The sequence below is a fragment of the Mongoliitalea daihaiensis genome (assembly GCF_021596945.1).
GTDB classification, from domain to species: Bacteria; Bacteroidota; Bacteroidia; order Cytophagales; family Cyclobacteriaceae; genus Mongoliitalea; species Mongoliitalea daihaiensis.
In genome coordinates, this window is the sequence record NZ_CP063779.1 from 4683542 (window position 1) to 4696015 (window position 12474).

Consider the following 12474-nt stretch of genomic DNA (forward strand, 5'->3'; position numbering starts at 1 on the left):
CTTAGAGATGAAAAAATTGATATTCTTAATCTTGTTTGTCACGATGGCTATTGAAGTCAAAGGACAAGATGTGCAGTTCACACAATTCTACGCAGCGCCGGTTTACCTGAACCCTGCATTTACTGGGGCATCCGAATTAACCCGTGTAGGAGCCAACTTTCGAAATCAATGGCCTGGGTTGGATCATTCTTTTGTATCCTATTCGGCTTATATTGACCATTATATGTTTGATATTAATTCCGGTGTTGGATTGATTTTCAATGCGAATAGAGAAAGTAAATCCCGATTGGCAACAAATGAAATTGGATTGACTTATTCCTATCGTCTGCAACTAGGGAATGACGCTTTTTTAAGGGTTGGTGGACAAGTGAGCCATATTGGTAGAGATGCCTATTTTGGTGATTTGATTTTCGGAAGTCAGCTGGATATCAATGCAGGCACTATCGGTACAGACAGTGGAGAATTACTCAGTGAAGATTATCGTCATAATTTCTTAAATTATAACCTTGGCTTCTTGTTTAACTCAGAGAGAGTTTGGTTTGGCGTTTCGGGTCACAACCTTACCCAACCCAACATCTCATTCATTGATGACAACATCAGCAGGCTTCCCATCCGACTATCTGCTCATGGAGGGATAAAAGTCGATTTAGGAGAAGGCTATATCAATAACTTTTACAGTAATGCACGTCAAGAAAGAGCCGCAATGTTTGCCTTCAACTATAAGCATCAAGCTCCTTTCAATCAATTGGATATCGGTACACAGATTTTCATTCAGCCCTTGGTGTTGGGTGTGTGGTACAGAGGTTTCCCTGTAAAATACGCCATGCCCAATAATGAATCCATTGCTGCATTGATAGGTATCACACTTGAAAGCGGTTTGGATATAGGTTATAGCTATGATTTCACCATTTCGAAATTGGGTAACCTGCAATCTGCCGGTGCGCACGAGATATCGATTCGGTATTCATTTCTCTATGGTGACCCTAATCAACGAAACAGACGAAGTACCATTATTCCTTGTTTTAGGTTTTGACCAGTAGTTTACCCTTCTTCAAAAAAAATCTTTTTTTCGATATTTTCGTTGTGCAATAAAATACAATACCTGTATCAGTCTTTTTTCTTTTTCCGAGATTTTTACAAAAGAATTCAGTTTCAAATCCCACAAGAGTAGGATTGAAATCTATTGATTTAACTATGCAGGAAGTATCTTCTCAACTAATTAAAACCTTGTTTTTCAAACTTTTAATGCACAATTGAAATAAACCTTAAACACAGAACCTTTCCCCAACTCACTTTCCACTTCGATTTCACCACCGGATAGGTTAATGATTTTTTTCACCAAAAATAACCCTACGCCGCTTCCTTCAACGTGATCATGTACTCTTTTGAATTTAGCGAAGATTTCTCTTTTTTTATTTTCAGGGATGCCTAACCCATTGTCATGGATAGTTAAGATTATAAAGTTGTCCTTTAACTCAGTACTAAATTTAACTTCAGGCGCTCGATCAGGGGATCTATATTTTATCGCATTACTTAAGATGTTTGTTAGAATACTTCTCAGGTTTTTTCTCGAAAATGGAATTTCAGTGACTTTTAAATCCAAATGGATTACTGCATTGGACGATGTCAATTTATTTCCCAAAGATGACTCTATTTCTTTTAGCATCTCAGCTACATCTATTTTCTCAGTAATATCTATTTCATTTTCTATTTTGACTATGTCTGAAAGTTCATTGATAATAGATCCAAGATTGAGAGTGGAAGAATTTATCATATCAAAAATCTCTTTATCTGATTCATTGCGAACCTCCAAGGATTCCTCCAAGAGTGCGATCAATGACTTAAGATTATTAAGAGGTCCTTTTAAATCATGGGAGACGGAATAGATAAAAGTATCATGATCTTCGTTGATCCGTGAAAGCTTGTTTTCGACTAATTTAATATCTGTGATATCGTTGAAAGTAATGATCGCACCATCGTTTCGGTTATCTTTTAACTTAATGTATGGTATCACCATCATCTGATACCATCTCCCATCAAGGGTTTGAACCTCTTTCTCAATTTTCTTTTCATCATTGATTACTTTGGCAATATCGTCCATCAAAGTAGAGAATTTGATATTAGTTGACAAATCACTGATTAACCTACCTATATCACTCTCTTTAAGGTTAATTTGTAGAATAGCTGATGGTGTGAATTTTCTTAGGACCAGACCTCTGTCTACATATAGCTGTGCATTGATGGTGGATTTAAAATAATTATTAAGGTCATCATTCAAATCTGCAAGCTCTCTGATTTTCAATTGATATTCATTATTGACTGTCTGAAGTTCCTCATTGACAGATTGAAGTTCTTCATTGGTACTTTGCAATTCTTCATTTCCTGAAATCAATTCTTCATTGTAGGAAGAAATATTATCGTTAGAAACTTCAAGTGCATCATAGGCATAAGTAAGTTTTTGCTTGGTTTCTGCTAATTCATTTTTAATATCTTCATAATAGCGAGCAGTGTGCTCTTCTATACTAAAACTTTCAACATGCTGATCTTCAATCAATTCTTTTTGTATACTAAACAAAACTATAGCTACATCTTGCGAAGATTGGTCTGATGCTAAAAATGGTTTGACTAGAATATTTACCAATTGATTGGTACCATCAATTCTAGTATTTACTTTATTTAATCTAATTTTCATATTCGTTTTCAATGCTTTCTTCAAAGAAGTAAAAGTCGCCATTGCGAGTTCTTGAGGAAGCATTTCCAAGAGATTGAAATTAAAGATTTTTGGAAGTAGATATTTTTCAAAATCACCAGTTGAATGTAGAATTTCAAAGTTGGTATCTATCCATATTGCTGCTTCATGTCCAAACTCCTCAAGCAATGTTTGGTTAGTAAGTTCTATCAAGTTATTGATCTTGAAAGTTCTTTTATGTGTTGCACTTAGATTAAGGTTTGTAATTTGCCGTTCTAATCCAGGAGTGCTGTAGGTTGTGTTTCTTAAATTCTGCACCACTTCTGTACTTTTAAAAATTTTCCATTTCTTATCATGCTCTAAAAATGATTTTTTCAAGTCTCCCAAGCTTTCACTTGGTCCTAAAAACAAATAACCACCACTATTGAGACAAAAATGGAGGGAAGATAATATTTTCTTTTGCAAAATCGGATTAAGATAAATTAGCAGATTTCTGCAGCTTATCAAATCTATTTTCCCATAAGGCGGTTGCTTGACAATATCATGTTCGGCAAAGATTATCATTTTCCGAACGTTATCTCTGATTTTAAATTTTTTATCTTGTTTTAAAAAGTATTTTTCGAGTCTTTCTTTAGATACTTCTTTCGAAATGCTTTCTGGGTAAACTCCTTTTGAAGCATGTTGAATTGCTAACTTATCAATATCACTAGCGAAAATTTTGACTTCTAAGTTTTTTTGCATTGATGTGAGCAACTCATGTATAAGAATAGCAAAAGAATATGCTTCTTCACCAGTGGCACAGCCTACTACCCAAACTTTCAGAGTGTCCACTTGTAATTTATCTTCAATAATATTTTTAAGTACTTTTTCTTTTATGATTTCAAAAGCTTCGCTGTCTCGAAAAAATTTAGTGACGCTTATCAAAAACTCTTTTGCTAGAATATCGATTTCAGAAGAATTTGATTTGAGAAAATCTGTGTAATCTTTTAAACTAGTGAAATTATTTTTCGCCATTCTCGCGAGTACTCTTCTTAAAATGGTGGGTTTCTTATACTCAAAAAAGTCAAAAGGTGTATTCTCTTGAATAAGATTAAGAATATCAAACAATTCAGCTTCACTATTTTCTGAAATCTCTTGAAAGTTTTTTTCTATGGCCGTTTGTTTTAAATAAGAAAGTAGCGCTTCCGGAATCAATCCAGATGGACAGATGATATCTGCGTTTCCAGACTCGATGGCACTTTTCGGCATCGCATCAAATTTTGCACTTTCCGGATCCTGTACGATTACAATTCCCCCACTACGTCTGATAGCCGAAATACCTTTGGTACCATCCGACCCTGTACCAGACAGTATAACTGCAATACTTTTGTTCCCACAGTCATTTGCCAAAGAATCAAAAAATATATCAATTGCTGTATTAGGCTGCTTTGCATGACTTTTGGTAAGAAGTAATCTTCTATTTTTGATGATCATATTCTTACCTCTTGGAATAAGGTAAATGCAATCAGGCCTTACAATCATATTATTTTCTGTAATGAAAATTTTCAAATTGCTGTGTTTAGCAAGTGTTTCTGCCATAAAACTTTCATGATCTGGAGAAAGGTGTTGGATAATCACATAGGCTAATCCTTCTCCTGAAGTATTATCAAAAATAGAATGAATAGCCTCCATTCCTCCAGCAGAAGCACCAATCGCTACTATAAACAAATCATTATTAGGGGGGATGGCATCATCATTCATAGCTAAGGATAAAATAATTGTGAGCTAAAAAACAGATTATGAATCAAGTGAAAAAGTGATCAAGATTTTATTAAAAGTGTCTTGATATCAGCTTATTCCCTTGGTACAAGTAAATGTCAGAGAGCGTAAATTGAAAAGATTTACTAAATGTAAGCTTAATTTCGACAATTACAACATTTAAGTTGTTTATTTTTAGCAAATTAGAAAACCAAAACCTATTGAATTTTAATATTAAGCCATTTTGAGGTAGTTATCTTAAAGGTTGTATCAACCAATTACATTCAACCCGTTAGTTTGGGAAAAATATTTTTCTGTTTTGTAGTTACGCGAATCGATTTGAGCCACCTGATTAGAATCTACCTGTCGGTAGACAGGCCCCCGACCCTCCCGACTGTGGTCGGGATGATCTGAACCAGCTAAGCTAACGATTAACAAGTTCCATGATTTTTTTACGGCTTTTCCAAGATTTAACTTGCCTCTCTCTTGCAAAAGCTTCCAGTTTGTTTGCAAATGATTCATAGTATACGGTTTTCCAGTGAGGAACTTTCCCTGTAAACCCTTTATGATTGGACAAATGCCGCCTCAGTCTTTCTTCAAGTTGATCACAGGTATGACCTATGTAAAACTTGTCTAAGGTCTAAGAATACAATATGTAAAAGTAGCATGCCATAAACAAAAAAAGCCTTAGAAGAAGGCTTGTGTGGGAGTTGAGGGATTCGAACCCCCGACCCTCTGCTTGTAAGGCAGATGCTCTGAACCAGCTGAGCTAAACTCCCAATAAAATAAATCTGTAAACGTACATTAATGTGGGAGTTGAGGGATTCGAACCCCCGACCCTCTGCTTGTAAGGCAGATGCTCTGAACCAACTGAGCTAAACTCCCGTCTACATTCGATCATCAAATGGAATGCAAATGTAGCTGTATTTTCATTTTCTGCAAACTAGTACTTCAAAAAAAGAGAAGTAAATTAGACAACATGCTGAGAATGAATTTAATATTTTTAAATATCAAATTTAATCCCCTGTGCAAGCGGCAAAGATTCGCTGTAATTGATCGTATTGGTTTGACGACGCATATACGCTTTCCAGGAATCTGACCCTGATTCACGACCGCCACCTGTCTCCTTTTCTCCACCGAAAGCCCCACCAATCTCAGCGCCAGATGTACCGATATTAACATTGGCAATCCCACAATCCGAACCGGCAGCAGATAAAAACGCCTCAGCTTCGCGCATGTTCAAGGTCATAATGGAGGAGGATAATCCTTGTGGAACCCCGTTTTGCATCGCGATCGCCTCATCCAAGGTTTTATACTTCATCAAATATAAAATAGGAGCAAAAGTCTCGTCTTGTACCATTTGGTAATGATTTTCAGCTTCTATAATGCAAGGTTTCACATAGCAACCCGATTCATACCCCTCACCTTCCAATACCCCTCCAGCAACCAACTCTTTCCCTCCTTCTTCTATAACTTTTTTAATAGCATTCAAGTACGCATTGACAGCATCTGTGTCAATCAACGGGCCTACATGATTTTTTTCATCCAAAGGATTCCCAATGACTAACTTTGAATACGCAGCCTGTAATCGCTCTTTTACCGTATCATATACAGAATCATGCACGATCAAACGTCTAGTGGTAGTACATCTTTGGCCAGCAGTACCTACTGCCCCAAATAAGGCCCCACGGATAGCTATATCCAAATCTGCTTGCTCACTCACAATAATGGCATTGTTACCACCTAGCTCCAACAGCGTACGACCCAATCGTGCCGCAACTGCCTGACCTACAATTTTTCCCATTCGTACCGAACCGGTTGCTGAAATCAAAGGTATTCGTGGGTCTGTGGTCATCATCTCTCCAACTCTATAATCCCCCATAATCAGTCCCGAAAGGCCTTCAGGTAAATTATTATCTTTGAAAACTTTTGTCACTATATGTTGACAAGCTATTCCTGAAATAGGAGCCTTTTCGGAAGGTTTCCAAATGCACACATCCCCACAAACCCAAGCAATCATACTATTCCAGGACCAAACGGCAACTGGAAAATTAAAAGCCGAGATGATTCCCACTACTCCGATCGGGTGCCACTGTTCATACATGCGATGGCCTGGGCGCTCTGAATGCATGGTCAAACCATACAATTGTCGGGATAAACCAACCGCAAAATCACAAATATCAATCATCTCCTGTACTTCACCCAACCCCTCCTGATAGGATTTCCCCATTTCATAGGAAACCAATTTCCCTAAATCATCTTTCACTTCTCGTAGTGCATTTCCAATTTGCCGTACGATTTCCCCTCTTTGAGGCGCTGGCATCAATCTCCAAGATTGGTATGCTTCCACTGCTTTGGACACTACCTGTTGGTAACCCTCTGCATCTGTAGCTTGAACACGAGCGATCACCGAACCATCTACGGGTGAAATAGAAGAAAAATATTCCCCCGAACTGCTTAACCAAGAATTCCCTGTAGACGTACCCTTATTTTCCGCAGAAACTCCTAGACGCTGCAAGACTTCTTTGATTCCGAATTGATTGGACATGATTTTTGGATTTATTGTTTGAATCTGTCGTAAAGCTAAAGAATAAAAAAAATTATGATACCAAAATTGATCACTTTTTCAATCGTTCAATTATTTTTCGGGGACTAACAGCATCTAATTTGGAGCGTAGCTTTGGTCCTGGCATTATTCGATACACAAAATTTAATCGATAATTACCTACCAAAAATGTGCTTTCCATGTCATTGAGTGCTTGATTTCTTACTCTATTTTGAACATAGTTTGCATTGATAGACCATAGCCTAGAATTATATCCGACAAAACCTCTCCAAAAAAAATTAGGACTTAGTCCCCATTGCACTTCCCTCCCATTCTCCAAATCCATTGAAATCCGATTCACTGCAAGATTTGCTGAAACCATCCCCGTAAGAAAAAAATGTTTTGCAAATATCAAGGTGTGAACATATCCTACATTTGGTCCAAAATCGATGGAAGCGATACGGTCAAAGTTTCTAGATTCCAACAATTCTGGTGAAGAGGGCAGAATCAATCCATCATTGGCAACCCTACTCCCATAGGCTTCTACCCCAACCACCAGTGAACCTGCTGATTTTTTTTGCCAAGCACTTTGCAAGAAAGCCGCCTTTAATGACAGCTGTTCACCATTCAATAAGTACTGAACATTTACCCCAAGCTTGGTGACCTGCATTTCTGGTAAAACAAAAATCACATCATTCCCCGCCCTTAAATCATCAAGTAAATAATAGCCTGTGTAAAATTGACCAAAAAAATCGATCACAAATTTATTAGGATACATGTGGGCCTGCAAGTCCAAATAACGTGTCTGCCCTGTACCCCTATCAGGATTCATAAACCCAAAACCATAAGCCAAATTGAGTGTAAAATCATCGTAAGTGATCCCAACCCCTAAATTTAAAGTACTATTAGGTTCAAAGCGGTATGATTGATTGGTCAATTGATCCCTTACTAAAAGAGAAGTGTATTTCCTGGATGTATAAAATCGAGTAGTTAATTGGTCTCGATAATTTTCAAAATAAGTGGTATCAGCTTGAAACTGCGCATGTATGTCAGTAAAGATAAGAAAAAACAAAATGCTCAAAAGAGACCTTTTCATCAGGCTAATAAATTTCGGGACTATTACTAAAAGTTAAATAAATCCCTATAAGTTCAAGGAAGGTTAGAAAAAATACATTCTCACAATAACCTTCATTAATAATCTCTAAAAACAACAGCAGAAAAAGTTGCTTAATCACCCGTTGCAAAGATAAGAAAAATTAAATCTGAATAGCAAATAAACCATCATGGTATTTTTTGATTTTTTAACAAAAAAGTAACATCGGTAAAGTTAGTCAGAATCAAAAAGTGCCTTCTTCATGAAAAACAAAGGTTTGCACAAGTTTATTTATGGTTATTCTAAATACACGAGAGTTTCTTAATCAAATAGTAAAACTACCACCTTAATCAATTGAGACTATCATTAATAGTCAGTATATTAGGTCCTCTTTCGACTAGTTTCCATTCTTGGCACCTATTCTACTTTCACATTCTCTTTTTCAATGGAAAATAGACAAGTTGAGATAATATAATTTTTCTTAAAATAATACAATACATAAAGCTCAATATCTCAACAAGAATTAACTGAAAGAATACAATAAAAAAACAAACCCCGCAGTGTTGACAAGAAAATCGTCAATACTGCAGGGAATGAAAGTGATATGTAATGGCTTCTTAGGAAAGTTCTTTCAAAGCTTTGGCAATTCTGTCCAATGCCTCTGTCAAATCTGCCTCAGAAGCTGCATATGAAAGACGCACACACGTGGGAGCTCCAAATGCATCCCCAGTTACCAAAGAGACATTCGCTTTTTCGAGCAAGTAAATACAGAAGTCATCTGCATTGTTCACAGAGAATTCACCTGCTTTTTTACCAAAAAAGAAGCTGACGTCTGGGAAAAAATAAAATGCACCTTCTGGAATATGCGTTTCAATTCCGGGAATGGCTCGTAATTTTTCTAAAACTAATTCTCTTCTTTTCAAATATGCTTTTTCCATATCCTGAGAAGGAGTTTGATCTCCCGCAATAGCTGCCAAAGCGGCACGCTGTGCAATGCCAGTACCTCCACTGGTAAACTGACCTTGCATTTTTTCACAGGCTTTGGCAATAAATAATGGAGCACAGATATAGCCTACTCTCCATCCGGTCATGGCGTATCCTTTGGAAAATCCATTGACTGTGATGGTGCGTTCAAACATTCCTGGCAAAGAACCGATACTAAAATGTTCCCCTGTAAAATTTATCAACTCATAAATCTCATCTGCAATCACATAAATATCCTTTCTTTGTTGGATTACATGTGCAATAGCTACCAGTTCTTCTTTGCTAAAGACTGAACCTGTCGGATTACATGGAGAAGAATAAATCACTGCTTTGGTACGATCTGTGATAGCTGCTTCCAATTGTTGCGCTGTGGCTTTAAAGTTATTCTCTATCCCTCCTTCGATCAACACAGGTACTCCACCTGCAAGTTTGATAATTTCGGCATAGCTGACCCAGTAAGGTGAGAATATCACCACCTCGTCCCCTTCGTTAAGCATACACATAAATACATTAGCAATGCTATGCTTTGCTCCTGTGGAAACTACAATGTTTTCAGCTTTAGCTTCTGCGATATTATTTTGATCTCTCAATTTTTTAGCAATGGCTTCTCTTAAATCTTGATAACCTGCTACTGGAGGATATGCGAAGTACTTCCCTTCATCGATGGCATTCTTAGCGGCCTGCTGTATATGTAAGGGGGTTTTGAAATCTGGCTCTCCCAAACTTAAACTGATGATATCAATTCCTTGGGATTTTAACTCACGCGCTTTCTTAGCCATGGCCAATGTGGCCGATTCTTCCATCTGATTGATGCGGTCTGATAGGATTGAATTCATTTTTGGTTGTTTATTTTTATGGCTCAAAATTAAGGATTAAGCGGATTAATTCTAAACTTACATGGGATTTGATGAATGCTTATTACATTTATATCGAAAATAATTTTAATCGCTTGGCGTTAGTACAATAGCTATGCAAAAATTCTTGCTATTAACACTGGTATTTATATTCCTTGCTTCTGCTAGTTTTGGACAACGAAAGAAAAAAAAGGAAGCGGAAGTTAGTGACCCAGATTCGACGGGGGTAATTTCTGACAGATTATTACCGACCACTCTTCCTCTGCTTTTATTTGAAGACGAGGAAAAAAAAGAAAAAGATCGTAGCGAAAAAAAGAAAGTCAAAAAAAATATATTTTATGGCGAACGTACCACTAAAGCTCGAACCAAGCAGGTATTTCGAAATCAAATATTTTGGGAGTTTTTTCACATCGTTAACGTCAAACGAGAAGCAGACCCTTACATCAGGGATGTATATTGGTTTGATCGCTCCGAAAAAATCGTCCGAAAAGAAAAATGGGATCCATCTAAAGGCCAACTTTTACATGGGCCTTATGAAAAATACATTGATGAAACTCTCGTAGAAAGTGGACATTATTACTTTGGTACCAGACATGGTACTTGGATGTTTTTTGATGGTAAAAGTATTTTAACAGATAAACTCCATTTCTCTGAAGGTTGGCCTAAAGACTCAAGAATCTCCTACTATGACCGAGAAACAAATCAAATAGAGAAACTCATTCCTATAGAATATGAGCTAGCAGAAGGAAATTTTTTCCATTTTCATGAAAGTGGTCAAGTTGCTGTTACAGGTGAGTACAGATATGGAGAAAAGGTCGGCTTATGGACAGAGTATTGGGATCAAAACTCAAAAACTGTTCGAAAAAGAGAAATTCAATACCAAGAGCAACCATTTACAAAAAACTTCAGACCCTTTATTCGAGCCGAATGGGATAAAGACGGAAATTTGATTTATAGAAGACAAGGAACTTGATGGCATGTAGAATCAAGGCATTGTTTTACGCATTGGAAAGAAATCCATATATTTGTCACACTAATTATTTGTATGACACAGGAACAATTCAGTAAGTACTCATTTCTTTTAGACCGAACTGCACGGAAAGTCAAACAGTATGCGCAGCAGAAGTTTAAGCTGGGAGAGTTTGGTATAACAGTAGACCAATGGCTTGTCATGAAAAATTTAGATGAAAATGAATTGCTCAGCCAATCTGAATTAGCTCAACTTGTATTTAAAGACCAACCGACGCTCACAAGAATTATAGACATCCTTTGTAAAAAATCCTACGTCACAAGAATTCCCCATCCCCATGATAGGCGTTCATTTCAATTAGTCTTGACAGAAGACGGAAAAACAAAAGTTGGGGAATTAAAGCCTCTTGTTTCAGGAATCCGTGAAATAGCATGGAAAAACTTAAACCATCAAGATTTTGAAGAGTTTAAACGTATCTTAAATACGATTTACTCCAATCTAGAAGATAATCATTAAAAATAGACAAAATAGTTGTTACACTAATTATATTTGCACGAACAAATCAGCAAACAACTGGTTTAGAAAAAAAAACAACATGATTACTACCGACATTTGCATTATTGGAGCTGGACCTGTAGGCTTATTCGCTGTATTTGAGGCAGGATTACTGAAAATGAGATGCCATCTGATTGATTACCTTCCTCAAGTAGGTGGTCAGCTTTCAGAAATTTATCCTCAAAAACCTATTTATGACATCCCTGGCTATCCAGAAGTGAAAGCGCAGGAATTAGTGGATAATTTAATGGATCAAATCAAGCCTTTCAAACCTACCTTTACCTTAGGTGAGCGCGTAGACCATTTGGCAAAACAGGAAGATGGTTCATTTATCATTACCACGAATGATAAAACCCAAGTACATGCACAAGTAATTGTGATTGCGGGTGGATTGGGCGTATTTGAGCCAAGAAAGCCTGCTTTGGAAAATTTAGAGGCATTTGAAGGTAAAGGAATCACATACATGGTTAAAAATCCTGAAACATTCCGCGATAAAAATGTTGTCTTAGCGGGTGGAGGAGACTCTGCTTTGGATTGGACCATTTATCTGGCCAAAATCGCCAAAAGAGTAACATTGGTACACAGAAATGAGACATTCAGAGGTGCACCTGATTCTGCTGCTAAAGTTTTTGACCTCGCTAGTAATGGGAAAATAGATTTAATCCTTTCTGCTAACTTAAAAGAAATTTCAGGGAATGGCACTTTGGAAAAAGTAACCCTAGAATCAAAAAACAAGGAAGAAATCAACATTGATGCAGATTACTTGATTCCTCTTTTTGGACTAAGTCCTAAATTAGGACCGATTGCAGACTGGGGATTAAACATTGATAAAAATGCCATTGAGGTAGATACTCGAGATTATTCTACAGGTGTGGACCGTATTTATGCCATCGGAGATATTAACACCTATCCTGGGAAATTAAAACTTATCCTTTGCGGCTTCCATGAAGCAGCCATTATGATGCACTCCGCATTTAAATTTGTGTATCCTGATCAGAAATTAAGTTTCAAATACACTACTGTGAATGGTGTAAACGCCTTCTAAGA

9 protein-coding genes and 2 tRNA genes are annotated in these 12474 nt (G+C 37.0%); 4 read left to right on the forward strand and 7 right to left on the reverse strand.

Annotation, left to right across the window (positions count from 1 at the left end; genetic code table 11):
- The first annotated feature begins 7 nt into the window (after window positions 1-7).
- The gene (locus tag IPZ59_RS19665; protein ID WP_236137736.1) at window positions 8-1033 is read left to right on the forward strand and encodes a PorP/SprF family type IX secretion system membrane protein; all 1026 of its coding nucleotides are present in this window, start codon (window positions 8-10) and stop codon (window positions 1031-1033) included.
- A gap of 201 nt (window positions 1034-1234) precedes the next feature.
- Here the strand turns inward: IPZ59_RS19665 and IPZ59_RS19670 are convergent, their stop codons facing one another.
- The 7 genes from IPZ59_RS19670 to IPZ59_RS19705 all read right to left on the reverse strand — a co-directional run bounded on the left by IPZ59_RS19670 (window position 1235) and on the right by IPZ59_RS19705 (window position 9884).
- Entirely contained in the window at window positions 1235-4429 is a 3195-nt protein-coding gene (locus IPZ59_RS19670; RefSeq protein ID WP_236137737.1) for a CheR family methyltransferase, read from the reverse strand.
- Between the two features lie 421 nt (window positions 4430-4850).
- Window positions 4851-5003, reverse strand: a complete 153-nt coding sequence (locus IPZ59_RS19680; RefSeq protein WP_317208026.1) for a hypothetical protein — start codon at window positions 5001-5003, stop codon at window positions 4851-4853.
- A 127-nt stretch (window positions 5004-5130) separates the two neighbouring features.
- Window positions 5131-5205 (reverse strand) — tRNA-Val (locus tag IPZ59_RS19685).
- 31 nt (window positions 5206-5236) lie between these two features.
- Window positions 5237-5311: transfer RNA gene (locus IPZ59_RS19690), tRNA-Val, on the reverse strand.
- Between the two features lie 118 nt (window positions 5312-5429).
- The gene (gene amaB / locus IPZ59_RS19695) at window positions 5430-6974 is read right to left on the reverse strand and encodes an L-piperidine-6-carboxylate dehydrogenase (protein WP_236137739.1); all 1545 of its coding nucleotides are present in this window, start codon (window positions 6972-6974) and stop codon (window positions 5430-5432) included.
- A gap of 70 nt (window positions 6975-7044) precedes the next feature.
- The gene (locus IPZ59_RS19700; RefSeq protein WP_236137740.1) at window positions 7045-8067 is read right to left on the reverse strand and encodes a DUF4421 domain-containing protein; all 1023 of its coding nucleotides are present in this window, start codon (window positions 8065-8067) and stop codon (window positions 7045-7047) included.
- 614 nt (window positions 8068-8681) lie between these two features.
- Complete coding sequence (locus tag IPZ59_RS19705; protein ID WP_236137741.1) at window positions 8682-9884, reverse strand: pyridoxal phosphate-dependent aminotransferase; 1203 nt, start codon at window positions 9882-9884, stop codon at window positions 8682-8684.
- A gap of 133 nt (window positions 9885-10017) precedes the next feature.
- On the opposite strand from IPZ59_RS19705, the gene IPZ59_RS19710 reads away from it, so the two are divergent.
- From IPZ59_RS19710 to IPZ59_RS19720, 3 genes are all read left to right on the forward strand, one after another.
- A complete protein-coding gene (locus IPZ59_RS19710) occupies window positions 10018-10875 on the forward strand; it encodes a toxin-antitoxin system YwqK family antitoxin (protein WP_236137742.1) in 858 nt (285 codons plus the stop codon).
- Window positions 10876-10947: 72 nt separating this feature from the next.
- The gene (locus IPZ59_RS19715; protein WP_236137743.1) at window positions 10948-11388 is read left to right on the forward strand and encodes a MarR family winged helix-turn-helix transcriptional regulator; all 441 of its coding nucleotides are present in this window, start codon (window positions 10948-10950) and stop codon (window positions 11386-11388) included.
- 79 nt (window positions 11389-11467) lie between these two features.
- The gene (locus IPZ59_RS19720; protein WP_236137744.1) at window positions 11468-12472 is read left to right on the forward strand and encodes an NAD(P)/FAD-dependent oxidoreductase; all 1005 of its coding nucleotides are present in this window, start codon (window positions 11468-11470) and stop codon (window positions 12470-12472) included.
- The last annotated feature ends 2 nt before the right edge of the window (window positions 12473-12474 follow it).